Origin of the sequence: Micromonospora echinospora (assembly GCF_900091495.1) — a bacterium.
GTDB classification, from domain to species: domain Bacteria; phylum Actinomycetota; class Actinomycetes; order Mycobacteriales; family Micromonosporaceae; genus Micromonospora; species Micromonospora echinospora.
In genome coordinates, this window is sequence record NZ_LT607413.1 from 1,873,603 (window position 1) to 1,897,950 (window position 24,348).

A 24,348-nucleotide genomic window follows, 5' to 3' on the forward strand; every position below is an offset into this window, starting at 1 on the left:
CGCGGCCGTAGCCATGCTGATCTTCAGCGGAACCGGTGCCAACGCGGCGGTAGCGCCGGTCGGCCTGGGCACAGCGGCCGACTTCTCCGTGCTTGCCGGTTCCACCGCCACCAATACCGGCCCGAGCTTCCTGGGGCAGAGCCTCGGCGTCCACCCCGGCAACACCGCCCCCGGCTTCCTGCCGATCATGGTCGGCGGCGAGATCCACCTTGGCGACGCTGTCGCCCTACAGGCCAAGGAGGACCTGACCGACGCCTACAACGACGCCGCCGGCCGGACCCCGTTCACCAGCCTTCCTGCGGAACTCGGCGGATCGACGCTCCTTCCCGGGGTGTACCGGATCGGCGCCGCCCAGCTGACCGGCACCCTGACCCTGGACTCCCAGGGCGACCCGGCGGCGGTGTTCATCTTCCAGATCAACTCCACCCTCATCACGGCGGCCAACAGCAGCGTCGTGTTCATCAACGGCGCCTCACCCTGCAACGTCTACTGGCAGGTGAGCAGCTCGGCCACGCTCGGCACCGGCACCCGGTTCGTCGGCAACATCCTGGCCCAGACCTCGATCACCATGAGAACCGGCGCGACCCTCCAGGGCCGGGCCTTGGCCCAGACCGGTGCCGTCACCCTCGACACCAACGTCATCACCGCCCCCGTCTGCCTCCAGCCGACGAGTCCCCCCACCGGCCAGCCCACCGGTCAACCCACCGGCCAACCGACCGGCGGCCCCACGGGAGGCCCGACCGGCCAACCCACCGGCGGCCCCACCGGCCAACCCACCGGCCAACCGACCGGCGGCCCCACGGGAGGCCCGACCGGCCAACCCACTGGAGGTCCGACCGGGTTGCCGACTCCAAGCCGCACGACGCTGCCGGTGACCGGCGGTCGCGGCGGCGGTGCGCTGGTACCCCTCCTGACGGCCATCGGCGGCGTCGCCGTGGCCACCGGCGCGGCCCTGCTTCTCCTCTACCGCCGCAGGACCTTCGAGTCCTGACCGCGCAGACCCCGGCGGCCGTCACCGGCCGCCGGGGTCATCACGGCTGACGCCCGCTTAAAGCTGGCGTGTCGCGGGTGGTCGTGCCGGCCCGGTGGCATCCGCCACTAGTACGGGTTGCCCTGGCCGGCGGGGCGGCCCAGGAGCAGCGCGCCAGGGCGGCCGGCGAGGTCGTTGCGGGCGGACATCGGTGGGCTGGGCGTGTGCCCGCCGTCGGCCATCCCGGCGAAGAGTTCCCGCAGCGCGGTCAGCGCGTCCGTCTCCGGCCGCCAGCCCAGCTCGGTCTCGGCCCGATCGCTGGACATCAGCGGGGTGTCCAGGGCCAACTGCACCCAGCCCGGGTCGACCGGCTGCAACCGGGCCCGCCAGGTCAGCGCCGCCGCCGTACGGAGCACCGGGGCGGCCACCGGCACCGTCCAGCCGTGGAAGTGCCGGGCGACCAGCTCCGGGGTGAGCACCGGGTCGGCCGCCACGTTGAACGCGCCGCGCGCATCGCCGAGGAGCACCCGGGCGTACGCGTCGGCGACGTCGTCGGCGTGCACCGCCTGCATGCGCAGCCGGCGGTGCGTGGGCACCAACGGGAGCCGGCCGTACCGCAGGAGCCGGACCGGCGCGAACGGCCCGAGGAAGTACCGGGTGATCTCGGTGGCCGCGTCCCGTTGGAAGACCAGCGCGGGGCGGAGCCGGACGATCCGCAGCCCCGGGTACTCCCGCTCGACCCGGTCGAGCAACTCCTCCACCGTCGCCTTGTCGCGGCTGTACGAGGAGGCCGCCACCCCGGTCGTCGGCCAGCGCTCGCTGACCGGGTGGTCCTTCGGGCCCGGTGCGTACGTGCCGACCGACGAGGCGTACACCAGGGCCGGCACCTTCGCCCGGAGCACCGCGTCGACCACCGTACGGCTGCCGCCGACGTTGGTCCGGTTCAGTTGCCGCTGGTCGTGGCTGGGCTGGATCTGCCAGGCCAGGTGCACCACCGCGTCGGCACCGGCGAAGACCCCGGCCAGCTGGTCCACGGCCCCCGGTTCACCGATGTCGCAGGAGTGCCACTCGACCGCGTCGTACGGCGACCCGGCCGACGGATCGGGCAGGCGGCGCGCCACCCCGACCAGTTCCAGCCCCGACTCCCGACGCAGCCGGCGCAACAGGGCTGTTCCATGGTTACCGCTGGCCCCCACCACCACGATCCGCATGCCGCTCCGTACCCGGTCCGGCCCGCTCCAACCGTGCCCGGCGCCGTCCGACCGGCCGCCGCGGCGTCACTCGACCGGCCTTCACGGCGTCGCCCGGCCCGCGTTCCCGGCGCTGCGGCGTGCTCAGGGTCGGGGTGCGTGGCGCTCCCAGCGCTACCGGCGGCGTCCGCCCCGCCCACCGGCGGCGGCCAGGCAGCGCGGGCAGATCCGGCCGACCGGGTCGGCCCCGGTGAGCTGGTCGGTCGTCGAGTAGTCGAAGGACACGTGCGGGAAACGACGCAGCCGGGTACGGCTCAGCGGCAGCCCGCAGAGGGTCTGGTTCTGCCCCGGCAGCCAGGCGTGCACCTCGCCGCCCGGCTGGCGTACGCCGTCGTTGCCGGCCACCTCGCTCGACGCGGCCACGGCGGGGGTCCTGGTCAGTCTCATGCCTGCCACGGTTCCCGGTGGCGGCCCGGCGCATGCCACCGGAGCCTGCCCAGCGGGGCCGACACCCCACGGGAAGCGACGAGCGATCAACACGCGTTGTCCGGTAGCCTGAGCGCGCGGGCCGCTAGCTCAATGGCAGAGCTGTGGACTTTTAATCCATAGGTTCAGGGTTCGAGTCCCTGGCGGCCCACTCCTCCACAGGTCAGCCGCCCTGACCGGGATCAACGATGTCGCGATCAGGCCCGGTACAGCAGCGAAGTACAGCAGTAGGCCGTTCATCGGTCCAGTGCGCTGCCGAGCCGCTTGAGAGCGTCGCGGGTGGCCGCCGAGGAGACCACCGTGTAGATCTCCATGGTGATGGCGAACTGCGCGTGCCGGAGAATCTGCATCGCCACCCGGGGGTGCACGTCCAGGTCCGCCAGGAGCGAGGCGCAGGTCCGCCGGGCGTCCCGGACGGTGATCCGCCGGACACCGGCGGCGTCGCAGCGCCGGTCCCAGAAGCGGTTGACGTTGCGCGGCTCGACCGGTCGCCCGTACCGGGTGGTGAAAATCAGGTCGGAGGACTGCCAAACCGGGCCAGCGGCATCCCGGGCGGCAGTCTGCGCGGCACGGCGGCGGTCGAGCGCTACGGTGCAGATGTCCGGCAGTGGCAGGGTGGCGTCCGAGGCGGCCGTCTTCGTCTCCCGGTGCAGCAGTTCGGCACCGACCCGCTGGAGCTGTCGGTCGACGGTCAACTCCCCCGCGTCGAGGTCGACGTCCGCCCAGGTGAGCCCCAACATCTCGCCCTTGCGCAGACCGAGCACCAGGACCAGGACGTACGCGGCGTAGAGGGGTCGTCGTCGGCGCGGGCCGACTCCAGGAAGCGCCGCGCCTCATCGCTCGTCCACGCCTTCCGCTTGCGCTGACGTACCGGGGGCAGCTTCACCAGGGACGCGACGTTGCGGGTGATCAGCCCTTCGGTGATCGCCTGAGAGAGCAGCGTCCGAAGCACGGTCCGCAGGTGGGTGACGATCTCTTCAGCGCTGTAGCCGTCGTCGCGCCACAACACCATCCGTGCCCGACCGGCCACGACAGCGTCCACCGACCGATCACCAACCATCCTGGACAGTCCGACGCGCTGCTGCACGGTCAAAGGCACACACAACAGCCAACCAGCGTGGACCGAACTGCCCTTCCCCTCGTAGCGTGGAGGCCAGAGCTTGAGGGATAGAGGTTCATGGCTGAGACGAGACGGCAGTTCGATCCGGAGTTCCGGGCGGGCGCGGTGCGCATCGTGCGTGAGACGGGTAAGTCGATCGCTCAGGTCGCTCGTGACCTGGGGATCAACAGCGGGACCCTGGCCAACTGGGTGAAGAGGGACCGCGAGACTCGTGGTGAGGCCGCTGCCGGGCAGTTGGCCGAGGACGAGCGGGCGGAGTTGGCCCGGCTGCGGCGGGAGAACGCCGAGTTGGCGATGGAGCGTGATGTCCTCAAGCGATCCGTGGTCCTGTGGGTCAAGGAAGCGACGGGCCGGTGAGCGTGGCCGGGTTCATCGCTTCCCAGAGGACCGAGCATTCCGTGCCGCACGCGGTGGCCTGCCGGGCGTTGGGGGTGTCCGAGTCATGGTTCTACAAGTGGCGTGACCGGCCGCCGACCCGCCGCGATGACCGGCGTGTCCGGCTGGCGGACGCGGTCAGGAAGGTGTTCGACGACTCGGGCGCCACCTACGGCAGCCCGCGCATCGGCATCGAGCTACGCGAGTCCGGCTGGCAGGTCTCCGACAACACGATCGCGCAGCTCATGGCCGAGTTGGGCTTGGCCGCCCGGGTCAAGCGCCGCCGGCGGGGCCTGACCCGCCAAGGCAAACGTCCGGCCGCACCGGACCTGGTCAAACGGGTGTTCACCGCGCCGGCACCGAATGTCGCCTGGTGCGGCGACATGACCGAGATCCGCACCGACGAGGGCAAGCTCTACCTGGCCACGGTCATCGACCTGTACTCGCGTCGGATCCTCGGCTACGCGATGGGTGCCCACCACGATGCCGGGCTGGTCGTCGCCGCGTTGAACATGGCCGCTGTCACCCGAGGCGGCAACGTCGACGGGGTGATCTTCCACAGCGACAGGGGCAGCGAGTACACCTCGGCCGACTTCGCCCGGGCCTGTAACCGGTGGAAGGTACGCCAGTCGATGGGCCGGGTCGGATCGTGCTTCGACAACGCCGTCGCCGAGGCCACCTTCTCCACCATCAAGGTCGAGTACGTCCACCGCCGCCACTTCCGCACCCGCACAGAGGCCCGACTGAAGATCGCCACCTGGATCACCGACTTCTACAACCCGCGTCGCCGGCACTCCGTCTGCGACTGGCGATCCCCCATTGGCTACGAACGATCAGAGCCCCGCGTCCTGGAGGCCCGGGCCGCATAACGACGCCCTCCACGATTCCAGGGGATTGACAAACCGAACCACGGCCAAAGATCACGGTTGCGCGACGCTAATTAGCGGGTTCGTAGGTCAAGTATGCGTTCGTGTTCGACCTCGGCTGCAAGAGCGGCTGCAAGAACGCGCCTGTGATCCTTGTCCACAGGATGGGATGAGGTTGCGGCTGCCGATCGTGAGCGTTCTTCATCCTCCACTTCCATCGCGTATACCAGGATCGGGCCGTCTGATGTGCGCAAGATCGTAGCTACCTCGTGAAGTACATCCTTCGTCTTGAAGCGTGACCACTGCTTCGTTGGAACGCGGGCCGTTTAGCGTTGCCAGCCACTCCCGCAGCTCACGCTCTTTTTCGGGCACCACATGGCGAAACGCCAGACGGATCATCCCTGAAGGCTAGTCCATGCAGGAGGAGGTGATGCTGCGGAGGTTGATGCACGGTGGGGCTCTGGTGGCGTTGACGAACCGCCGGGACGGCTGGCAATCGTCGTTGGCATGTGCTGACTTTCCTGCACCGCTGTACCAGGATGAGTGGAACCTGCCTGCTTCAGCCTTACCCCTGCGTCGCAGCAGACGACGCCTGCCGTAGTGCGCCGGCCAATCTCCCTCGACGCGGCAGCGCCCGACCGCTTCAGGATGTGCCGGCTGAACGGATTGTTGAACGACACGTGCTTCAGTCAATACGGGGATTACATGCAGCCTCCCGGGCATGGAAGGCGCGGTGACGAGTGAGCGCAATGCGCTTCATGTGCGGAGTCGGTAAGGTGCTTCCATGAGTGACGCTTCGGCAGCAGCCTTCTATGATGATCTTGCGCTCGATTACCATCTCATTTTTCCTGACTGGGACAGCTCGTTGAAGCGTCAGGGAGAAGCTCTGCATGCACTCATCAGTGCAACGATGAAGGTGGAGTCCGCCAGCGTCTTGGACTGCGCCTGCGGAATTGGCACTCAGGCCATTGGGCTTGCATTACAGGGGCACCGGGTGGCAGGTTCCGATATCAGTAGGATTGCCGCCGGTCGGGCAAGACGTGAGGCTGCCGAACGTGGCCTGAACTTACCCACACAGGTAGCCGATATGCGATCCCTACCCTTCGCGGACGGCGCCTTCGATGTTGTTGTCTGCGCCGACAACTCATTACCTCACCTTCTGACGTCGAAAGACGTGGAAATGGCACTGGGTGAGATGCGTCGCGTGTTACGCAGTGACGGGATGCTGACTATCAGCACGCGAGACTACGATAAGGTGCGGCGGTCTCGCCCCGCTGCAACGCTTCCCCATGTGGGTAACGGCCACATTCTGTCCTTTCAGCTATGGAATTGGCGCGAGGACGGCGAGCGATATGACTTAGAGCATTTTCAGTTGATCCCCGGTAGCGATGACTGGAGCGTGAAGGTGCGGCGTGCCGCATACTGGGCGCTTACCCGGGGCGAGTTATCCGGATTCGTCACGGCAGCGCGATTCGAGGAGCCTCATTGGTGGGATCCCGAGGAGAGTAACTATTTCCAGCCTCTTCTCATAGCCCGCGTTCCTTGAGAGAATATCAATCAGGCGGGGGCGCCCAGGCAGCCTTTCTTTGCTAATCGACTGCGAGCGATATCTCATCAGCTAACCTCGTCAACAACGACAAGTAAAAGAACTCTATTACGGGACACTAGTTGGGTGAAGATCACGATGTCCGGCGGTGCGAAATCCTGGACAACGGTGGACGGTAGTCCGCAGGTCTTTAGCGTGAAGGTCCACGTGGAGACCGGCTGATCGTTGCCTAGGGGTCAAGGAGTCTAGGCCGTCGAACGTTGACCAACGATGCCCAGCGGCGACGATCGATGCCTAGTGTTTGTGCAGCTCAGGCGATGGATAGGCATCCTTTGCCCGGTTCGCCTGGCACCCGGCAACAGTTCAACGCCAAGTGATCCCTCGGCAGGGGCGGCGCGCGGCGTTACATAGGGTGCGGGGCGGGTGTACCGTCCGATGTGGCGGCCCGTCGGGGTAGAGGCCGGCGGGACCGCCGCCCCAGCCCTCTACCTGGGAGTACGCCGTGTCGCCCATTGCTGACCCGCGCTTCGGTGCGGAGCTTCGCCGGCTGCGTACCGAGGCCCGGATCTCGCTTCGCGCTCTCGCGCACTTGGTGTACCAGAGCAAGAGCCAGCTTCACGACCTGGAGGCGGGGCGACGACAACCGAGCGAGGACGTGGCGAGACGCCTGGATGATGCTCTCGGCGCGGGCGGCCGGCTGGTGGCGTTGGCGCGTCCGCCGGAGTTGCCTGGGGACGGTGCCGACCGGATCGCCTTCGCCGCTCGTCATCCGACGCGGACTGATCCGGCTACGGTCGACGCACTCGCGGAGCTTCTGGCCAGTCAACGCCGCCTTGACGATGTTCTTGGTGCTGCCGCTGTCATGCCGGCGGTCCGGGCGAACCTGGATCTCGTCAGCCACCTGGCTAGTGAGGCGCACGACGACCTACGGGGCCGGTTGGTCGACCAGGCCGCACAGTGGGCGCAGTTTGCCGGTTGGTTGGGTATCGCCGCTGGTGATCACGGCTGGTCGCGGCACTGGCTGAATCAGGCGTTGGAGTGGACCGTCGAGAGCGGACATGACGCGCTGCTGGGTACGGTGCTGTCCTTCCGCGCCGATCTGGCCGGGCAGACGGGGGACATCGGTGCCTTGCTCGGCGTGACCCGAGCGGCGTTGACCAGGCCGGGTATGTCGCCGGGGCAGCTCGCGTACGACCACTACCAACTTGCCCGCGCATACGTCCTCGCTGGTGACCGGCAGGCGGCGATCAATACGGCGGTGGCGGCCGACGACCGAGCGATAGCCGCGTTGGAGTACGCAGGCGAGATGCCGCCGTGGGACTACTACCGGGACCGAGCGTTCTTCGACCTGGAGGCCGGCACTACCCGGGCCACGCTCGGACAGAACGAGCAAGCGGTGGAGTTGTTGACCGCCGGCCTCGATGGTCTGGACGCCGACTCGGCTTCAGCCGACTGGACCGGCACCTACGTGTGCCACCTCGCCGGTGCACAGCTAGCCATCGGTGAACGCGACAGCGCAGGCCAGTCGGTGGAGCGAGCGCGGGCCATCGCCGCCCGAAACCGGTCCAGCCGGTTGTCCGCCCTTGTCCGCAGCTTGTCCGTGTCCCTGGACAAGTAACCGGACGCGTGCTACCTGGAACGTGACCGGCTGATCACCCGATGCTGTGACCAGGGCGGTTCGCCACGGTCATTGGTACCGGTGAGGCGTGACCCGCTCGGAGCCGGGTGCGGCGGTGTCGGTCCTTCCAGAGCACGCCGCCGCGCCCCTACCAGCGGAGGTAGGGATGAGCGAGAACGCTCCGTCCGAGGGCCGAGGCGAGCAGATCCAGGCAGCAGAACGGGAGGCCGCCCGACAGCGGATCCTCGCGCAGGCCGAGGCGGATCGAATACCAGCCGAGGAGACGAACCGAGCGGTGCCGGACCGGCGGTGGCGTCGTGGACAGCACTGATCTGCTGCCGGTAGGTCGTCGGGTGGCGTACTGGCGGGCTCGGCGGAAACTGTCGCAGCAGGTGCTCGCCGATCGGCTCGGCAAGTCGAAGAGTTGGGTGGACAAGGTCGAGCGGGGTGTCCGGTCGCTGGACAAGGTGTCGACGCTTCAGGACATCGCCGCCGTCCTACGGATCGACACGGCGGTGCTGCTCGGTCGGGACGCCCAGCCGTCCGGGGTGGCCGAGCGCGTCGAGGGTGTGGAACGGATCCGCGCAGCTCTGTCGACGTACGAGATCGCCTTGGAGCGCCCAGCGGCCCGCCGCGTGCTGCCGGCCGACCGCCTGATGCGGGAGGTCACACACGTGTGGACCACCTTCCAGCACGCCCGCTACCCGCAGGTCGTCGACCTGGTGCCAGAGTTGGTGGCCGACGCGCAGCGCACCCACGCCCACGATCCCGGAGCGGGTCGGGTGCCGCTGGTGGAGGCGTACCGGGTGACCGCATCGCTGCTGATGAAGCTCGGTGCCCCCGACGTGGCATGGCTGGCGGTCGACCGGGCGATAATCGCCGCTACCGGTGACCGGGTGTTGGTCGCTGCCGCTGCCGTGCAGCTCGGGCAGGTGTTGCGTGAATCGGGGCGGGCGCGGGTGGGGAAGTCGGTAATGCTGGCCGCCGCTTACCGCATCGCCCCACCCGTGATCGAATACGGCACCCCGGCCGAGCTGTCCCTCTGCGGCACCCTGGTGGTCCAGGCCGCTTTGGCCGCTGCCCGTGACGGAGACGACCGGACCGCCGCCGAGCTGATCAACGAGGCCGCCGACATGGCGGCGCGGGTAGGGGACGGTCACGACCACCATCGCACCGGATTCGGGCCGACAGCGGTTCAGCTCGCCCGCGTCGCCGCAACGATGGAGTCAGGCGACGCAGAGGAAGCCGTGGCCTGGCATGAAAAAGCGATCACGCGGGACGGGTGGCGGTGGCTGCCTGCCGAGCACCGCGCCGCCCACCTGATCGACGCCGCCCGCGCTTACCAGTACGCCGACGACCCGATCAACGCCGGCCGGGTCCTGATGGAGGCCGACCGGATAGCACCCGCTGAGATCCGCCACCGACCAGCCGGCCGGGACATCCTCGCCCAGGTCGCCCGAGATCCCGCCGCCCCGACAACGCTCATTCAACTCGCCGCCACCCTCGGGGTGGGCTGAGGATGACCGCACCGTTCCTGTCCCTGGCGCAAATCCGCAACCGGCTGATCCTCACCGCCCGAGCGATCCTCCGCGACCACCACTCCGGGCCCGACGGCCGCTGCCCGATCTGCCGCACAGCAGCCTGCCCGGTGGCAACCGCCGCCCGCAACGTCCTCCGCACCGCCGAGGAAGTACAGCAGCGGAGTACAGCAACCGAGCCGACCGAGTCCGGCCGAGACGACCCTCAGCAGGCCGGGTGACCTCGGACGGCACCCGGTCCAGCCGGCCCGCCGGCAATCCATAGGTTCAGGGTTCGAGTCCCTGGCGGCCCACTCTTCCCCGCCGCTGAGCTGCGAGAACGCCCAGCGAAGATCATCGGGCACAACCAGGGCACAACTCAGCTCCAACCCTGACCGGCGGGAGCTTCCCGCTGCTGGCTGTCTGCCTTCCACAGAAGGTGACCGACCAGACCGCGCGGCCGATCCTTCTTCGACAGCCACCGCCGACGCACCGCCCGAAGCTGCGGAGGCGCTAGCCCACGTCTACCAGGCAACTGCTCACCTTCAGCTCAACGAGATTGATGCCACCTACACGGCCCTGCGCCCCATTCTGGACCTACCCGAAGAGCGTCAGATCTCCTGGATCAAGAGGAGGATGGACCGGATCGCAGGCATGCTGAACTCCGAGAAGTACCGTGGTTCGAGCCTCGCTGACGATGTCCGGGAGGAAATCAGAAGCTACGCCGCCTGACATCTCTCGGGCCAGGCTCAAACCTTCTGGCAGGTGTCCCGCCAGCAACCATGCCGATAACCTCGCCAGCATGCCCGAAGCGCCCGACATCACGACTGCATGGCGATACCTGCGGGAGAAAACCCCGAACACCCGCCAGGGAGATCCACTCGTCGTCAACGCGGCCTATGCCCAACCACGCCTACGCGCGCTGTTCCCGTTCCCGACGCATGGAACGCTGAGATTTCTTCGCACGGCACCACCACGGCAGTCCGAGGAGATTGATTCACTCCCATTTATCGTCTGTGGGGAGCCTCCGTATCAGGTGTACGCCGCCGGATACAGCGAGCTTCTCGGCACGGCGGCAACACCGGAAGAGGCCGCCGCACTTGTTGTCGCCCATCTCCCCGAAGATGCGGGGTCCGATCGGTCCTAATTCCGAGGTCTCATGCAGGTTTCGAGACTGGACACGGCCGAAGCGTAGTGTGTGTTCAGACTTTTTTTACTTGGTCAAGGGCGGGCCTTCGGCCCGCCGCCGTACCGCGCCGGGGCGCGCGTGCGGCCTGGCGGCCGGTCACGCCCCGGCGCACGGCGCACCAGGAGTTAGAACCGACCGCCGCCGGAGCGCAGCGCCGAGAATGCCCCGCAAGGCTCGCCCGGCAAGCCCCAAGCATGGGGGCGGTGTCCGCCGTGCCCGAGCAGACGACCCCCACGCCAGCCGCTACCGCAGTCCAGGTCAGGTCAAAACCGGCACCTGGGAAGGGGGTGGTGGCCGCCGTGGTCGGGCCGGTCACCCAGGAGCCGACGCCGTAGCCGGTCGCGGTCAGGTCAAAAGCGCCGCTGTGGCGGTGTCCGCCGGGGGCAGGGTCCGCGACACGAGAGCCAACTGGATGATTGAGCCCGAAGTCTGAACGTCCAGTGTCCGCAGATGACGCGGTCAGTAGAACCGGACGTATGTCACGCCATCAAGATCATGAGCGTAGTAACGGCTCATGATGTAGTCCTGCGAGAACCCGATCGCCTCGTAGAAGCTTCGGCCAAGCAGGTTGTTGACCGGGGTGTCCACGTATACGCCGCGGGCACCGTGCGAACGGAGGTGATCCTCGACTGTTGTAACCAGCGCTCGGGCCACGCCGCCTCGACGGGCGGCGGGGTCCACGGCCAGCCCGTGAATCTGACCCAGCATGTTCCAACGCGCCAGCACCGCCGACACGTAGCCGATCACATGGCCATCCGCGATGGCGACGTAAACGCACCCGTCAGACGAGGACGCCAGTCGCGCCACCGCGCCGAGCTGCCCGTCGATGTACCGCTGCTCCCAGCCGAGCGTCCCCAGTACAGCGCACACTCCGGCGACATGGGCACTTTCCGCATACTCAGTGACGTGCACGGATCGGAAATCTAACTGATGTCGTCAGGCAACCCGGTACCGCCTGTCGGGATACAACCACTGACCCGGACTCGACTCTGATGCAGGGAAGGGTATCGATGTCAGTTTGTGAAGACAGACCTCGATACCCTTCTGTCCGCACTCTACGTATTCCTTAGCGATCACGTCATCGGACGTCGCAAGATCGGGCGCCCGCCCTCGAAGGTGGAGACGGTCGGCCGCCTGGCCGTCGACGAGCGTGCCGAGGATCGCGCCCTGGTCGTGGCGCAGGTGCGCAGGGTCTGGTGGGACGGACCCAACGCGATGGCCGGTACGGCGCACCCGTGGCGGTGGGAGACACGGCGGGATGCCGGCGAGTGGCGTGTCTGGTCGGCCGAGCTACCGCCGTGGTGCGGCACGCACGTCCGGGCCGAACTCTGCACCCAGGAGCGACCGCAGTAGTAGGCCCGGAGGGATGGCCATCGATGACGTTGCAAGATCATCGGGCACAGTTCCGGCACAACTGAGCCCGGAAACGGGTGTAAAACGTCGAGAGCCGTTGACGGTCGCCGCCCTGCTCAGGGGCCGGATCTGTCCGATTCAGGATGATCTATCGGCAGCGTTCGGCACTTAGGGTTCGAGTCCCTGGCGGCCCACTCCTCCCCCGGAGTACAGCAGTACCCGTAGGTGCACCGCCAAGTCGGCCAGGAGTGATATGCAGGCCCACCTGAGGTACAGTTTTCTGTACTTGCCTCGGAGGTGGTCATGCGCACCGTGAACTTCACCCAGCTACGACAGAACCTGGCCGCCGAACTTGACCGCGTCATCAACGACGCGGAGGAAGTGGTGGTGACCCGGTCGGGACACGAGCCTGTGGTGATCGTGTCGCTCGCCGAGTACGAGTCGATGAAGGAGACCGAGTACCTCCTGCGCAGCCCGAGCAACGCCGCAGCTCTGCGCCGATCGATCGCGGAACTTGAGCAGGGCGACACGGCCGAGCGGGATCTGGTCGACCCGGCCACCGTCCGGGACGTCGCGTGAGGCTGGTCTTCACCGCGACAGCCTGGAATCAGTACCTCAGCCACATAGACCGCAAGCTGGTCAAGCGCATCAACGACCTCATCGCGGACGTGGTACATAACGAACACAAGGGGACCGGCAAACCGGAACCCCTTCGGGGAGAGCTGTCCGGCTTCTGGTCCCGCCGGATCGATCGCGAACACCGGCTGGTGTATCGGATCACCAAGAACGACGTCGAGATCATCGCCTGCCGGTACCACTACGTCGACCGGTAGCAGACCGACTGGAACCAGAGGCGTCTGCCGCCCCGACCGAATCAGTACGTCCTACCGGTCCAGCGCGCTGCCGAGCCGCTTGAGGGCGTCGCGGGTGGCCGCCGAGGACACCACCGTAGATCGCTATGGTGATGGCGAACCGCGCGTGCCGGAGTATCTGCATCGCCACCCGAGGGTGGCCGCCGGTGGCCAGCTCCGACCCCGGGAGCCGGGTCCGCGCCGGGCGAGGTTGGGTCAACTGCGCCACTGTGGCGGTGTCCGCCGGGGGCGCGGTCCGTGACACGAGAGCCGACTCAGTCTGTTCCGGCAGCATCCGTACATGCGCGGAGGGCCGTTTGACGTAGCGGCTGGGCGGCAATCCCCGGAGGGGGTCGAGGTTGAACGAGGTGGCAGGGGATTCCGAGCGGGTTCTTGCGACCTGCCCGGACAATGGCCGGCATGGCTGGCATGAGCCCGCGCACGGTTAGACGGCTGGGTCGACTACTCATGCTGGGACTCCCGCTGTTCGTGTTTGCCCTCGACTTCGTCCTCCTCCTTGTCACGTATCTGGTGCTGGCCCCGATCGTTCCCAACAGGCTGGGTGAGGTGGCCGTGAGCCCTGCCAGGTTCGCTGCGTGGATCTCGCTGGTGAAGGTGCCAATGGCCCTCGCCTACACGCTGGTCCTTGGGTGGCGGGGCGTGATGGCCTTGACCACGGGCGAGGTTCCCGATCCTCCGGTACAGAAGGGTTGGCGTCGCACGCTGGTCAAGGTGCGCGACTGGGCGGCAGACGCCGCTTGGTCGGTGATGGCCGCGCTGATCGTCTTCGACCATGTCGCCGATCCGGGCAATGCACACGTCTGGCAGCTCGTTGCCGTGACTGCCGTCGGACCGTTCCTGCTGCCGAAGTCCGTGAAGGGATTGTTCTGGTCACTGCGCTGGTGGTGGCGACGGAGGCACACATACCACGCGCGGCACACGAGGCCCGATGAGGAGTTTACCAATGTCTGACATCCGGGCTGAGTGACCAACTGGGTGACGACCGAGGCGGCCAACCCCGGACGCCTACGGACCATGGCGGACCGCTCCGGCAGCTCAGCCTAACTATGCGCCCAGGTCACTGACGGCTGATCATTCCTTCGGAACGAAGCGGTCGAGGCTCAGGGGTCAGGTAGGCGTCGGTGCCATGGCAGCATACGGCCGTGACGTTCGATGATGACCGGTACCTGGATGCCTTCGTCGACTACAGCAGAGGGCATCACTTCGTTCGGCTTGACCTGGAAGTGCCGGCGGAGACCCTGACGGAAGGGTTGGCCGGTCCCGATGACGACGTGCCACACGGCTCGTTGTGGTTGTCGGCGGAACGGGCGGAGGCGCTGGGGGGCGTTGCTCAGTTGCGCGGCAGAGGTGAGGAAGCAAAGCCGACTGCACTCGACGCAGCCCGCCATCATCCCCGCTACTCAGCCGCAACAGGTAGACCGCTACCGCAGCATCCGGGGCCTGCTCTCCTCGTTCCGCCTCAACCTGGACCCTCACCGCCCACGCCGCAGGAACAGCTAGGGATTCGGCCAATGGCTTCGGGTCAGGTCCGCTTGCGGCTCGCGATCTCGTCAGAGAGCTGCTGCACATGGGCGGGGTCCGCGTCCCGGGCAAGGGCGACGTAGTGGTCCATGACGGCCGGCCGGTAGCGCACGGGCAACGTCTGTCCTGGGGTGAGTCGGGAGAGCTCGGTGATCGTGAGGTCTTCGTCTGCGATACCGCGGAACGAGATGCCGTCGGCGGTCTCCACGTCGAACATCAGGACCACGCGAGGGTTGCTGTTCACCTCCCGCCAGTCGACGAGAACGCCGAGCGCAAGCGCCCCCGTACGCAGTTCCGCATTGCGCTTCCGTGCATCACTGCTCAGGAGCGGGTTCGGGGCGACGCCCGGGAAGTCGGGCCCGACGCCGAGCGATTCGCGACTCAGGTCGGGCCTGAGCTGCGCCATCAGATCGTTGAGCTTCTTTTTCCAACCGAACATCCTGCCCCCTCCCTCACATGGGTGCCGGAGTCTCGGCCTGGCGCCTCGCCCTCACCGCGATTGTACGTCACGGCCATTCCCGACCACCGTCGCATCGCCCCGTCCCGCCGCCCTGGTCAGGGGCCGGATCTGCCCGATTCAAGATGATCTATCGGCAACGTCCGGCATCAGAGTTCGAGTCCCTGGCGGCCCACTCCACCCCAGGCCAGCACCCCTTCGTGGGGCCGCTGGATCCGCGCTCTCGACTCGTACAGCAGCGGAGTTCAGTAGTACCCGCGGGTGCACCGCCAGGTCGGCCAGGAGTGAGACGCAGGCTCACCTAAGGTACGGATCCCGAGTCCCGCCGCGGTGTCGGGCCGGGATTCGGGGTGGCACCGTCATAGCGCACAAATTGCGTGCGGCAGACATCCTCCGAGAAAGCACATCTAACCGGCAATTGTCCAGATCACCAGTGCCGGCAGGGTTAGTAGGTAGGCGATTCCGCAGAACTGGAACGCTTTGTCCGTGGCGCGACCGGACAGTCCACGACTGCCGGTGAGCACCTGCAGCGGACTTGCGGAGGTGTTGTCGCCGCCGTCTTCGAACGTCAACGCACATACCAGGAGCAGGAGGTCGGCCGTGATGAGCAGGGGCCAGGCAGACTGTGGCGCGGAGAATCCGGCGTAGATCAGCGGCCCCAGCACGATCACGGGCACGATGCCGAGCGACATGGCGCTCACGATGATCGCAATGATGGCGAACCAGCCGAAAGATGTCAGTCGCAGAAGCACGGCCAGTCCGACGACCGCGATCTGGATCAGTCCCATTGACACCGCGGTCACCCTTCTACGAACGCATCGCGTACAGCGAGCTGGTCAAACCTCACCCGCACACTCTTCGGCGCGGCGTTCCCGCTGGTCTGCACTTTCAGGGTGGCTGTCGGGCTGGGAGTGTCCTCGACGATGACCACTTCCGTCGTACCGGCCGGCAGATCGGCCGGCCATCCCGCATCGTCGGTCGGCTCACTGGTCAGTAGGCGCGCGACACGTCCATTCAGGCCCGTGTCGGTGGCCCGCACTGGACGCCACACCGTCAACGCTGGCCCTGTCGGCTGTTTGACGGGCACACGCCGATGAGGCGCTTCACGCCCGGCCCTGGCCAGGTGCCGGTTGCCCGGCATCGACGGACGGCTGCTGGCGCGGCACGGCGGAACGTGCCGGTCCGGTCAGCCTCCGCCACAGGAACTCCAGCGTCAACGCCCAGAGGAAGGCCCGTTGCTCGTTGTTCGCCGCGGCGCCATGCCCGCCTTCGACGTTCTCGTAGTACGACACGTCGTAGCCGTACTCGCGTAGCCGGGCCGCCATCTTGCGGGCGTGCCCCGGGTGCACCCGGTCGTCGCGGGTCGAGGTGGCGAGCAGCAGCGGCGGGTACGACCGACCGGCGCGGACGTTGTGGTACGGCGAGTACTCGCGCAGGTAGGCCCAGTCCGCCTCCCGGTCGGGGTCGCCGTACTCGGCCATCCAGGAGGCGCCGGCCAGCAGCCGGTGGTACCGCCGCATGTCCAGCAGCGGCACGTGGGCGACCACCGCGCCGAACAGCTCCGGGTAGCGGGTCAGCATCACCCCCATCAGCAGCCCGCCGTTGCTGCCGCCCTCGATTCCGAGCTGCTCCGGCGTGGTGATGCCACGCGTCACCAGGTCGACCGCCACCGCCGCGAAGTCCTCGAACGCCCGGGGCCGGTTCTCCCGCAGCGCGGCGCGATGCCACTCGGGGCCGTACTCACCGCCGCCACGGATGTTCGCCACGACGTACGTGCCGCCCCTGGTCAGCCAGGCCCGGCCGATGGCGCCGCTGTAGGACGGGGTCTGCGACACCTCGTATCCGCCGTAGCCGGTGAGCAGCGTCGGCACACCGGTGGCGCGGGGGTCTCCGACCACGAAGTACGGCACCCTCGTGCCGTCGGCGGAGGTGGCGAAGAACTGGCGTACCGCCATGCCGTCCGCGTCGAAGAACGCCGGCTCCCGCTTGAGCGTCTCGACCGGACCCCCGACCTGCCCGAGCCGGAGCGTCGCCGGTTGGAGGAAGCCTGCCGAGGCGAGTAGGTAGGCGTCGCTGTGGTCGGAATCGGTGTCCACGACGATGCTGTGGTCCTGCTCCGGCACGCCCGCGAGTGGTGCACGCCGCCAACCCGTGTCGCCGGGCGTCAACACCTCCAGCCGGCTCCGCACGTCGACCGTGGTGGCCAGGATCAGGTGATTCCGGGTCCAGGAGTGGGAGCTCAAGGCGGTGCGGGAGTCGGGCCGGAAGAGCACCGTCATCTCCCGCCCGCCGGCGAGGAACGCCTCGAACCGGGTCGCCAGCAGCGCGCCTGCGGGATGGGTCACCCCGTCGAGAGTCCAGGGAGAACGAGGCCGGATCACCAGCCATTCCCGGTGTACGTCCCACCGGGCGTCCTCCGGCACCGGAATCCGGACCAGCTCGCCGGCCGCCGTCAGCAGGTAGTTCTCCGTACGGTAGAAGTCCAGGAACCGGACGACGAAGTCACGCGCGAACCCGGGCGTCGCATCGTGCGAGGCGTGCACCTCCGTGTCGTCGAACTGTCCTTCGTAGACGACCTCGGCCTCCGACAGCGCGGTGCCGCGCCGCCACCGCTTGACGATCCGGGCATGACCGGAGCTGGTCAGCGACCCGGGCCCGAAGTCGGTGGCGACGAAGATGTGATCCTCGTCGATCCAGCAGACGTGACTCTTGGCCTCCGGAACGCTGAAGCCGTCTTCGACGAACGAACGGCGGAGCAGGTCGAACTCCCGAACCACCACCGCGTCGGCACCGCCTCGGGACAGGCTGATCAGGACGCGCTGGTTGCCGGGCCGCAGGCAGTGGGCGGCGCTCCAGACCCAGTTCTCCCCCTCCCGCGCGGCCAACGCGTCGACGTCGAGCAACACGTCCCACTCGGGCTCGGGTCGGCGGTACTGGTCCAACGTCGTACGCCGCCACAGGCCACGTGGGTGCGCCGCGTCCCGCCAGAAGTCGTAGTAGAAGCCGTCCCCGCGCCAGGTCGGGTACGGGATGCGCTCGTCGGAGTCGAACACCTGCCGGATGTCCGCCCGCAGGCCGGCGAACGTCTCGCCGCCCGCCAACGCCGCGACGGTCTCGGCGTTGCGCTCCCGCACCCAGCGGGCGGCATCGCCGCCATCAAGGTCCTCCAGCCACAGGTACGGGTCGTCGCCCTCGTCGCTCGCCACCCCGCCACTATTCCCGACGCCTCAGTCGCCGTACCCACTCGCTGTCGGCATGGCGACTCTGCCGGGCTCGCTGTCGGCTTCCACGATCAGTGGCGGCCGGGGTTGCCGGTGGGGGGCGGCCGGAGGTGGTACGTCGTCGACCCGGCCGCGCCATCCCGAGTTGACCTGCTGGGATAGCGTGTCCGTCGATCCGGGGGCACCCCCGGCATCCGTCCTACGGGGAGAAGTTGCCACATGTCACTGTGGAAGAGGTCCACTGTTCTCGCGGTCACCGCGTTCACCGCGCTCGCCGTCACCGCCTGCGGCTCGGAGCCCGGTTCGTCGGATGCGCCGCAGCAGCCGAGCGTGCTGAAGCTGCTCGCCAGTGATCTCAAGGGCTCGTTGCAGAAGGTGGTCGACACCACCGACAAGGCCGAGTCCGTGGCCGTGAAGCTGGAGGGCACAGCCGCCGGCGAGAAGATGTCGATGCAGGGCGTCATCGACCTGGGCGACCCGGTCAAGTTCGAGATGACGGTGCCGGGCGAGGACGGCAAGCCGGCAACGGTCCGGATGATCGGCACCACGGTGTACACCCAGGTGCCGGAGGCGGAACGGGCGAGCACCGGCGGCAAGAGCTGGCTCAAGATGGACCTGTCCGCCGTGGGTGAGATGGCGGGGATGGACGTCACCAAGCAGTTCGACGACATGGACCCGACCAAGCAGGTCAAGACGCTGCTCGCCACCGAGGGGGTCACCGCCGTCGGTGAGGAGACGGTGAACGGGGCGGCCACGGTCCACTACACCGTCACCTCTCCGCTGGCCACCTACCTCGGTCAGCTCGACGCGGAGATGCGCAAGGGCGTCGAGCAGGAACTGGCCAAGAACGGCGTCAAGGAGGTCAAGATCGACCTCTGGGTCGACGAGCAGTACCAGCCGCGTCGGGCGCGCATGGTCATGGGCACGATGAGCGACCTGACGATCGACTACACCGACTACGGCAAGCCGGTCACCATCGAGACGCCGGCTCCGGCGGACACCACCGACCTGATGGAGATGTTGAAGGAGTTGCAGGACCTGTCCAAGGAATCCTGACCAGAGCCAGGGTGCGCCCGGCCGGTGGACTCCGTCCCGGCCCGGGGCATCGCCCGGCCTGAGGAACCGCGAAGGGCGGATCGCTCGTACGACGAGCGGTCCGCCCTTCGGTCTGCCGTACGCCAACGTCTCCCGCCCGACGTTCGTCGCCAGCGCCGCGCCTCGGCACCCACCGATACCTCCGGGGCATTACGGGCGGCCTGATCTGCTGTTTTGGCGGGGTTGGCATTTCCGCGCACCACGATGCCGAAGGCGTGTGCAAGAAACCCGACACGTCACCACGAGAATTGAGTGGCTTTCGCTTCGTCCAGAATCCCATTCCTGCCGCATGCTTGTCGGGATTCAGTTTCGGAGTGCGAGCCGTGGGGGCCGCGCCCGGTGCGAGAGGGAACAATCATGCAGCCAGAGCAGCCGAAAGATCCGAAGCCGCCGACCTTCCGAGAGACCGCCCGCAGGAACGCCCTGTTCTACCTCCAGCTCTCCCTGAGCCAGTTCGACCTGGCCACCGGCGTCAAGATCCGCACGTACCAGCGTGATCGCTTCCACACCGCCTCTCTCGGCAGCTCGGTCATCAATTGGAACTACGAGAACCCGGAGCAGTCGGTTCGCGATCTGACCGCCGGCAACGGCGAGAAGGTGATGGAATTCGTCAAGGAGGCCACGCCCTACAGCAAGAAGCCGAAAAAGCTGGGTGCGTCCGGCTTCACCGACTGCCTGTCCGGCGAGAAGTTCCACATGTACACGCACGTCAGCAACGCGGTGGCCGTGCCCACGCCGTTCCAGCCGCTGTTCGGCGACATCAGGTCCTGGATGCCGTTCCGCGCCCTGCTCTCGGTGTTCCCGCCGTCCGGCGGTGAGGTACCGCAGGTCCCGCGAATCAGTCAGCCGGTGATCGACGACTCCTCGGCGAACAGTGACCTGAGCAAGGAGTTCGAGCACGACCGGGCGCTTGCCGAATATCGGCAGAAGCGGCTGACGGAGAACGTTCCGGTATCCGGGCCGATCGCGCTGGGCAACGTTTTCGTCAAGGCCAGTCAGGCCAACGTCCTGGAGAGCGACCTGTACGTCGTCCGGTATTCGCTGATGAGCACGTCGGACGTGCACGCCCTCGATGGCGAAGCGCTCTGGATGCAGGTCTACGACAAGTCCGACAAGACCACGACGTTCATGGCCGTCGGCGGTGGCCGCAACAACGTGTGGGGTCTCGACAAACTCAACAACCGTACCGCCGGCCTGGTCTTCTCGACCATGCATCACACCTTCGGTGCGCTGATGGGGGCTTTCGCCAAGAGCAACGCGGACGTTCTCAAACTCACCAATGGCGTAACCGGAATCGCCTGGTCGCAGTCGTTGCAGTTGCTCCGTGACAATCCCGCGCTGGGCATTCGCCGGGGCCTCTCCAGCGGATTCGACGTGGGCAGCCGACTCATGGCCATGATCCGCCAGGGCGCGGGCATGAATGTCGTCGACAGCCCTGGCGGCGACGACGACCTGGTCGAGATCAGTGTGACGGTCAACCCGGTCGACGACTCCGACATGTAGCAGGCCGTCCGGGTCCATCCACTCGGACGGCACCCGCCGACGAGGGTCACGTCGGTGGCACCGTCCGGGCGGATGCCGGACCGGAAGATGCGGGGACGACGGTGGAGACGGGTCACTGCCCGTGGCGCGGGCTGGGACGGTCGCCGAGGCGGCTGAGTTCCTCCCAGCGCGCGTACTCGGCGGCGCGTGCCGATTCCATCTCGCGGGTCAGGTCGAACGCCACACCGCCCAGGATGATCCGCTTCGGTGGGTCGGGCAGTGCCACCACCCGCATGACCACGTCCGCGGCGAGCGCCGGATCGAAGTCCTCGGCCGCGCTCCACATCTCGTTCAGTTGCGTACGCAGCGGGTCGTACGCCGGGTGGGGTGCGGCCTGGGTGAGCCCCCTGGTGAACAGTTCGGTCTCGTAGCCACCGGGGCTCAGGATGGTGACCCGGACCCCGAACGACTCGACCTCCATCGCGATGGCGTCGCTGACGGCGTCGAGGGCCGCCTTGCCCGCGCTGTAGAGACCTGTCGAGGCGAATCCCCCGGAGGCCCCCAGCGACGAGACCTGCAACAGGTGCCCGCTGCCCTGTTCGCGTAGGACCGGCAGCACGGCCTGGCTGACCCAGAGCGCGCCGAAGAAGTTCACGTCGAGGTGCGCGCGGGCCTCTTCCTCGGTGACCTCCTCGACCATGCCGAGCAGCGCGCCGCCGGCATTGTTGACCACGACGTCGAGCCGTCCGAGTTCGTCGGTCGCCCGCCGCACCCCGGCGAGGACGGCGGCGCGGTCGGCGACGTCGAGAGGGTAGGCGACGAGACGGCCGTCCGTTGCGGCGATCAGGTCGTCGAGCGGACCGACGTCCCGCGCGACGCCGACCACTCGGTCCCCGGCCGCGAGTGCGGCCTCGGTGAACGCGCGACCGAGGCCACGGGAGGCACCGGTGATGAGCCAGGTTCGCATGATTCTCCTCAACGAGACGGACCGTACCGTCTCGCCGAGAACTGTCCTCACAACCTGGCTCCCTGTCAAGACGGACCGTCTCGTCTCGGGATATGGTCTGGCCATGCCGCCCGATGCCGCCCGCCGAAGTGACCGGTCCCGCCTGGCGATCCTGGCCGCCGCCCGCGATCTCGTCGTCGAGGTCGGTTATCCCCGGGTGTCGATCGAGGCCATCGCGCGCCGGGCCGGCGTCGGCAAGCAGACCATCTACCGCTGGTGGCCGTCGAAGGGCGCGGTGGTGTTCGACGCCGTACGCGCGTTGAGCGAGGACGAGGCCGGCGTCATCACCCTGCCCGACACCGGCGACCTGGAAGCCGACCTGAAGACGGTGCTGCGGGCCACCGCCGTGGAGTTCACCGACCCGACCCTGTCAGCCCTGCTGCGCGCCCTGTACGCCGAGATCGCGGTGGACCCGGAGCTGGCCACCCTCTACCAGGAGAAGGTCGAACGCCCCCTCACCGAGGCCAAGCTCGACCGACTGCGCTCCGCCCAGCGCGCCGGCCAATTCGACCCGGACGCGGACCTCGCCCTATGCCTCGACTTCCTCTACGCCCCGTTCACCCAACGCTGGCTGAGCCGGACCGGGCCGCTCGACGACGCCTACGCCGACGCGCTGGTCGAGGCCACCCTGCGAGCCTTCGCCCCCACCGCTCGTGGCTAGCGGAACATCGATGCGATCAGGCTGTCGTCCACGGCAGCACCGTAGCCCCAACGCCGTCGATCATGGAGTCATGGCGCCTGACTAGCGGTGATGGTGGGGCTTGGGCGGTGCCCGAAGTCCATGATCGACGGGGTGGGGGTGGGCCGCCTAGGGTACCGGCATGGCAACGCTGAGGTTCGCGCCGATGACCGAGGAGCAGTACGACCGGTACCGGCAGCAGGCGGAGGGCAGGTACGCGCGGAACATCGCGGCCTCCGGCGCCATGCCGCTGCCGGAGGCCCAGGAGAAGTCACGCCGGGACCACGAGACGCTGCTGCCCGACGGCCTGAACTCGACGGACCACCATCTCTGGATCGCGTACGACGGCGACACCGAGGTCGGCATGTTGTGGCTGCACGTGGAACAGAAGTCGGACGGCCTGCACGCCTTCGTGTTCGACATCGAGGTGCGCCAGGACGTGCGCCGGAGGGGCTACGGACGCGCGATCCTCAAGACCGCTGAGGAGTGGTGCCGGGCGCGGAACGTCGTCTCCGTCGGCCTGAGCGTGTTCGGGTTCAACCTTGCCGCCCGCAGCCTGTACGAGCAGATGGGCTTCGAGACCACCTCCCTTCAGATGCGTAAGCACCTGTAGCCCCTGGGGCCTCCTCGGGCCGCGTCGCCGCCCCCGTGCGGCCCGTCGCCCCCGGGACGTTAGCGTCGGGGGTATGAGCGCGAAGTCCGCGCCGGTCCTGCCGGCGGCCAGCGGGGTGGCCGAGGCCGCCGCCGTCCTGCGGTCCGGCGGGCTGGTCGCCTTCCCCACCGAGACCGTGTACGGCCTGGGCGCGAACGCGCTCGACGCGCGGGCGGCGGCCCGGATCTTCAAGGCGAAGGCCCGGCCCAGCTTCGACCCGCTGATCACCCACCTCGCCGACGTCGAGGACCTGGCCACGCTGGTCGGCGCGCTGCCGGCGACCGTGGCCGCGCTGGCCGAGCGGTTCTGGCCCGGCCCGCTGACGCTGATCGTGGACCGGCCGCCGGCCGTACCGCCGATCGTCACCTCCGGGCTGGAGACGATGGCCGTCCGGGTGCCGGACCACCCGGTGGCCCGGGAGCTGATCCGCCGGGCCGGGTTGCCGGTGGCCGCGCCGAGCGCGAACCGGTTCGGCATGCTCAGCCCGACCCGGGCCGAGCACGTGGTGGCCGGGTTGGGCGACGCGGTGGACCTGATCCTCGACGGCGGGCCGACCCGGTGCGGCATCGAGTCCACGATCGTCGACGCGCGCGGCGATCAGCCGGTGGTGCTGCGGCTCGGGTCGCTGCCGGTGGAGGCGCTGGTCGAGGCGGTCGGTCCGGTCAGCGTACGACCGGGCAGTTCCGGGCAGCCGGTCGCGCCCGGCACCCTGGCCGCGCACTACGCGCCCCGGACCCCGCTGCGGCTGGTCGACGCACCGGCCCCGACCCGGCCGGACGACGGTACGCGGGGGTATCTCGCCTTCCGCGAGGCGCCCGAGAGGGCGTACGGGGCGGTGGAGGTGCTCGCCCCCGACGGCGACCTGACCGGCGCGGCAGCCCGGCTCTTCGACGCCCTGCACCGGCTCGACGCGACCGGGGTGCGCGAGATCGTCGCCGAGCGGGTGCCGGATGCCGGCCTCGGACGGGCGATCAACGACCGGCTGCGGCGGGCTGCCGCCACCTGGCAAACGTCTGGATAGTCCGTCACCGGGCGCTCCGGCGCAACCAGGAACGCGACTGACGACGGTCGATTCCGGAAAGCGACGCCCGTCGTTTGACCGGGAAAGGGTTCGAGCCGGAAATGAGGACCCG

General features: G+C 68.1%; 25 protein-coding genes, 1 tRNA gene and 1 pseudogene. 18 read left to right on the top strand and 9 right to left on the bottom strand.

Going from position 1 to position 24,348, the window contains the following annotated elements; genetic code table 11:
* The first annotated feature begins 13 nt into the window (after positions 1 to 13).
* The gene (locus tag GA0070618_RS08470) at positions 14 to 991 is read left to right on the top strand and encodes an ice-binding family protein (protein ID WP_143740330.1); all 978 of its coding nucleotides are present in this window, start codon (positions 14 to 16) and stop codon (positions 989 to 991) included.
* 107 nt (positions 992 to 1,098) lie between these two features.
* Here GA0070618_RS08470 and GA0070618_RS08475 read toward each other — a convergent pair whose 3' ends face one another.
* A complete protein-coding gene (locus tag GA0070618_RS08475) occupies positions 1,099 to 2,181 on the bottom strand; it encodes an NAD-dependent epimerase/dehydratase family protein (RefSeq protein WP_088981153.1) in 1,083 nt (360 codons plus the stop codon).
* Positions 2,182 to 2,334: 153 nt separating this feature from the next.
* Positions 2,335 to 2,607: a hypothetical protein gene (locus tag GA0070618_RS08480; protein WP_088981154.1), complete on the bottom strand. Its 273-nt coding sequence runs from the start codon at positions 2,605 to 2,607 to the stop codon at positions 2,335 to 2,337.
* A 118-nt stretch (positions 2,608 to 2,725) separates the two neighbouring features.
* Here GA0070618_RS08480 and GA0070618_RS08485 point away from each other — a divergent pair.
* Positions 2,726 to 2,797 (top strand) — tRNA-Lys (locus GA0070618_RS08485).
* A gap of 85 nt (positions 2,798 to 2,882) precedes the next feature.
* Here the strand turns inward: GA0070618_RS08485 and GA0070618_RS08490 are convergent.
* A pseudogene (locus GA0070618_RS08490) lies at positions 2,883 to 3,616 on the bottom strand (tyrosine-type recombinase/integrase); the annotation flags it as partial.
* 207 nt (positions 3,617 to 3,823) lie between these two features.
* On the opposite strand from GA0070618_RS08490, the gene GA0070618_RS08495 reads away from it, so the two are divergent.
* The 7 genes from GA0070618_RS08495 (at position 3,824) to GA0070618_RS08525 (ending at position 10,835) form a co-directional block, all read left to right on the top strand.
* The gene (locus tag GA0070618_RS08495; protein WP_088981155.1) at positions 3,824 to 4,123 is read left to right on the top strand and encodes a transposase; all 300 of its coding nucleotides are present in this window, start codon (positions 3,824 to 3,826) and stop codon (positions 4,121 to 4,123) included.
* Positions 4,124 to 4,125: 2 nt separating this feature from the next.
* A complete protein-coding gene (locus GA0070618_RS08500) occupies positions 4,126 to 5,010 on the top strand; it encodes an IS3 family transposase (protein WP_269148504.1) in 885 nt (294 codons plus the stop codon).
* A 781-nt stretch (positions 5,011 to 5,791) separates the two neighbouring features.
* Positions 5,792 to 6,553 (top strand): class I SAM-dependent methyltransferase, encoded by a 762-nt coding sequence (locus tag GA0070618_RS08505; protein WP_088981157.1) that lies wholly within the window; start codon positions 5,792 to 5,794, stop codon positions 6,551 to 6,553.
* A gap of 502 nt (positions 6,554 to 7,055) precedes the next feature.
* The gene (locus GA0070618_RS08510; protein ID WP_088981158.1) at positions 7,056 to 8,171 is read left to right on the top strand and encodes a helix-turn-helix domain-containing protein; all 1,116 of its coding nucleotides are present in this window, start codon (positions 7,056 to 7,058) and stop codon (positions 8,169 to 8,171) included.
* A 317-nt stretch (positions 8,172 to 8,488) separates the two neighbouring features.
* Positions 8,489 to 9,688 (top strand): helix-turn-helix domain-containing protein, encoded by a 1,200-nt coding sequence (locus GA0070618_RS08515; RefSeq protein ID WP_231931660.1) that lies wholly within the window; start codon positions 8,489 to 8,491, stop codon positions 9,686 to 9,688.
* 2 nt (positions 9,689 to 9,690) lie between these two features.
* A complete protein-coding gene (locus GA0070618_RS08520) occupies positions 9,691 to 9,930 on the top strand; it encodes a hypothetical protein (protein WP_088981159.1) in 240 nt (79 codons plus the stop codon).
* A 560-nt stretch (positions 9,931 to 10,490) separates the two neighbouring features.
* Complete coding sequence (locus GA0070618_RS08525) at positions 10,491 to 10,835, top strand: DUF6193 family natural product biosynthesis protein (protein ID WP_088981160.1); 345 nt, start codon at positions 10,491 to 10,493, stop codon at positions 10,833 to 10,835.
* 501 nt (positions 10,836 to 11,336) lie between these two features.
* On the opposite strand, the gene GA0070618_RS08530 is transcribed toward GA0070618_RS08525, so the two are convergent.
* Entirely contained in the window at positions 11,337 to 11,789 is a 453-nt protein-coding gene (locus GA0070618_RS08530) for a GNAT family N-acetyltransferase (RefSeq protein ID WP_088981161.1), read from the bottom strand.
* A 108-nt stretch (positions 11,790 to 11,897) separates the two neighbouring features.
* Here GA0070618_RS08530 and GA0070618_RS34235 point away from each other — a divergent pair, with 108 nt between their 5' ends.
* The 4 genes from GA0070618_RS34235 to GA0070618_RS08550 all read left to right on the top strand — a co-directional run bounded on the left by GA0070618_RS34235 (position 11,898) and on the right by GA0070618_RS08550 (position 14,053).
* Entirely contained in the window at positions 11,898 to 12,230 is a 333-nt protein-coding gene (locus GA0070618_RS34235) for a hypothetical protein (protein WP_197701734.1), read from the top strand.
* 303 nt (positions 12,231 to 12,533) lie between these two features.
* Complete coding sequence (locus GA0070618_RS08540) at positions 12,534 to 12,809, top strand: type II toxin-antitoxin system Phd/YefM family antitoxin (RefSeq protein ID WP_088985379.1); 276 nt, start codon at positions 12,534 to 12,536, stop codon at positions 12,807 to 12,809.
* Complete coding sequence (locus GA0070618_RS08545) at positions 12,806 to 13,063, top strand: Txe/YoeB family addiction module toxin (RefSeq protein ID WP_088981163.1); 258 nt, start codon at positions 12,806 to 12,808, stop codon at positions 13,061 to 13,063. Before GA0070618_RS08540 ends, GA0070618_RS08545 begins: the two co-directional genes overlap by 4 nt.
* A 438-nt stretch (positions 13,064 to 13,501) precedes the next feature.
* Entirely contained in the window at positions 13,502 to 14,053 is a 552-nt protein-coding gene (locus GA0070618_RS08550; protein WP_231931661.1) for a hypothetical protein, read from the top strand.
* Between the two features lie 571 nt (positions 14,054 to 14,624).
* Here the strand turns inward: GA0070618_RS08550 and GA0070618_RS08555 are convergent.
* The 4 genes from GA0070618_RS08555 to GA0070618_RS08565 all read right to left on the bottom strand — a co-directional run bounded on the left by GA0070618_RS08555 (position 14,625) and on the right by GA0070618_RS08565 (position 18,286).
* On the bottom strand, positions 14,625 to 15,062 hold the full coding sequence (locus GA0070618_RS08555) for a hypothetical protein (RefSeq protein WP_088981165.1): 438 nt from the start codon (positions 15,060 to 15,062) through the stop codon (positions 14,625 to 14,627).
* A gap of 425 nt (positions 15,063 to 15,487) precedes the next feature.
* The gene (locus GA0070618_RS08560) at positions 15,488 to 15,868 is read right to left on the bottom strand and encodes a hypothetical protein (RefSeq protein WP_088981166.1); all 381 of its coding nucleotides are present in this window, start codon (positions 15,866 to 15,868) and stop codon (positions 15,488 to 15,490) included.
* Between the two features lie 11 nt (positions 15,869 to 15,879).
* Positions 15,880 to 16,119 (bottom strand): DUF7161 family protein, encoded by a 240-nt coding sequence (locus GA0070618_RS33360; RefSeq protein WP_143740329.1) that lies wholly within the window; start codon positions 16,117 to 16,119, stop codon positions 15,880 to 15,882.
* A gap of 64 nt (positions 16,120 to 16,183) precedes the next feature.
* On the bottom strand, positions 16,184 to 18,286 hold the full coding sequence (locus GA0070618_RS08565) for a prolyl oligopeptidase family serine peptidase (protein ID WP_088981167.1): 2,103 nt from the start codon (positions 18,284 to 18,286) through the stop codon (positions 16,184 to 16,186).
* A gap of 234 nt (positions 18,287 to 18,520) precedes the next feature.
* Between GA0070618_RS08565 and GA0070618_RS08570 the strand changes: the two genes are divergently transcribed.
* Both GA0070618_RS08570 and GA0070618_RS08575 read left to right on the top strand, forming a co-directional pair.
* Positions 18,521 to 19,357, top strand: a complete 837-nt coding sequence (locus GA0070618_RS08570; protein ID WP_088981168.1) for an SCO4651 family lipoprotein — start codon at positions 18,521 to 18,523, stop codon at positions 19,355 to 19,357.
* Positions 19,358 to 19,753: 396 nt separating this feature from the next.
* Positions 19,754 to 20,899 (top strand): hypothetical protein, encoded by a 1,146-nt coding sequence (locus GA0070618_RS08575; RefSeq protein WP_088981169.1) that lies wholly within the window; start codon positions 19,754 to 19,756, stop codon positions 20,897 to 20,899.
* A gap of 112 nt (positions 20,900 to 21,011) precedes the next feature.
* Here GA0070618_RS08575 and GA0070618_RS08580 read toward each other — a convergent pair whose 3' ends face one another.
* Positions 21,012 to 21,845 (bottom strand): SDR family NAD(P)-dependent oxidoreductase, encoded by an 834-nt coding sequence (locus GA0070618_RS08580; protein WP_088981170.1) that lies wholly within the window; start codon positions 21,843 to 21,845, stop codon positions 21,012 to 21,014.
* Positions 21,846 to 21,948: 103 nt separating this feature from the next.
* Here GA0070618_RS08580 and GA0070618_RS08585 point away from each other — a divergent pair, with 103 nt between their 5' ends.
* From GA0070618_RS08585 to GA0070618_RS08595, 3 genes are all read left to right on the top strand, one after another.
* Positions 21,949 to 22,545: a TetR/AcrR family transcriptional regulator gene (locus GA0070618_RS08585; protein ID WP_088981171.1), complete on the top strand. Its 597-nt coding sequence runs from the start codon at positions 21,949 to 21,951 to the stop codon at positions 22,543 to 22,545.
* Positions 22,546 to 22,705: 160 nt separating this feature from the next.
* Entirely contained in the window at positions 22,706 to 23,176 is a 471-nt protein-coding gene (locus GA0070618_RS08590) for a GNAT family N-acetyltransferase (protein ID WP_088981172.1), read from the top strand.
* Between the two features lie 97 nt (positions 23,177 to 23,273).
* Entirely contained in the window at positions 23,274 to 24,236 is a 963-nt protein-coding gene (locus GA0070618_RS08595; RefSeq protein ID WP_088985380.1) for an L-threonylcarbamoyladenylate synthase, read from the top strand.
* Positions 24,237 to 24,348 lie beyond the last annotated feature (112 nt).

What these genes read in the sequence shown, in the direction of transcription:
- GA0070618_RS08505 (WP_088981157.1), top strand. Translation starts at nt 5,792, where the DNA reads ATGAGTGACGCTTCGGCAGCAGCCTTCTATGATGATCTTGCGCTCGAT.
- GA0070618_RS08475 (WP_088981153.1), bottom strand. Translation starts at nt 2,181, where the DNA reads ATGCGGATCGTGGTGGTGGGGGCCAGCGGTAACCATGGAACAGCCCTG.
- GA0070618_RS08560 (WP_088981166.1), bottom strand. Translation starts at nt 15,868, where the DNA reads ATGGGACTGATCCAGATCGCGGTCGTCGGACTGGCCGTGCTTCTGCGA.
- GA0070618_RS08580 (WP_088981170.1), bottom strand. Translation starts at nt 21,845, where the DNA reads ATGCGAACCTGGCTCATCACCGGTGCCTCCCGTGGCCTCGGTCGCGCG.
- GA0070618_RS08555 (WP_088981165.1), bottom strand. Translation starts at nt 15,062, where the DNA reads ATGTTCGGTTGGAAAAAGAAGCTCAACGATCTGATGGCGCAGCTCAGG.
- GA0070618_RS08590 (WP_088981172.1), top strand. Translation starts at nt 22,706, where the DNA reads ATGGCAACGCTGAGGTTCGCGCCGATGACCGAGGAGCAGTACGACCGG.
- GA0070618_RS08570 (WP_088981168.1), top strand. Translation starts at nt 18,521, where the DNA reads ATGTCACTGTGGAAGAGGTCCACTGTTCTCGCGGTCACCGCGTTCACC.
- GA0070618_RS08470 (WP_143740330.1), top strand. Translation starts at nt 14, where the DNA reads ATGCTGATCTTCAGCGGAACCGGTGCCAACGCGGCGGTAGCGCCGGTC.
- GA0070618_RS08550 (WP_231931661.1), top strand. Translation starts at nt 13,502, where the DNA reads ATGGCTGGCATGAGCCCGCGCACGGTTAGACGGCTGGGTCGACTACTC.
- GA0070618_RS08540 (WP_088985379.1), top strand. Translation starts at nt 12,534, where the DNA reads ATGCGCACCGTGAACTTCACCCAGCTACGACAGAACCTGGCCGCCGAA.
- GA0070618_RS08480 (WP_088981154.1), bottom strand. Translation starts at nt 2,607, where the DNA reads ATGAGACTGACCAGGACCCCCGCCGTGGCCGCGTCGAGCGAGGTGGCC.
- GA0070618_RS08585 (WP_088981171.1), top strand. Translation starts at nt 21,949, where the DNA reads ATGCCGCCCGATGCCGCCCGCCGAAGTGACCGGTCCCGCCTGGCGATC.
- GA0070618_RS08520 (WP_088981159.1), top strand. Translation starts at nt 9,691, where the DNA reads ATGACCGCACCGTTCCTGTCCCTGGCGCAAATCCGCAACCGGCTGATC.
- GA0070618_RS08525 (WP_088981160.1), top strand. Translation starts at nt 10,491, where the DNA reads ATGCCCGAAGCGCCCGACATCACGACTGCATGGCGATACCTGCGGGAG.
- GA0070618_RS08495 (WP_088981155.1), top strand. Translation starts at nt 3,824, where the DNA reads ATGGCTGAGACGAGACGGCAGTTCGATCCGGAGTTCCGGGCGGGCGCG.
- GA0070618_RS08575 (WP_088981169.1), top strand. Translation starts at nt 19,754, where the DNA reads ATGCAGCCAGAGCAGCCGAAAGATCCGAAGCCGCCGACCTTCCGAGAG.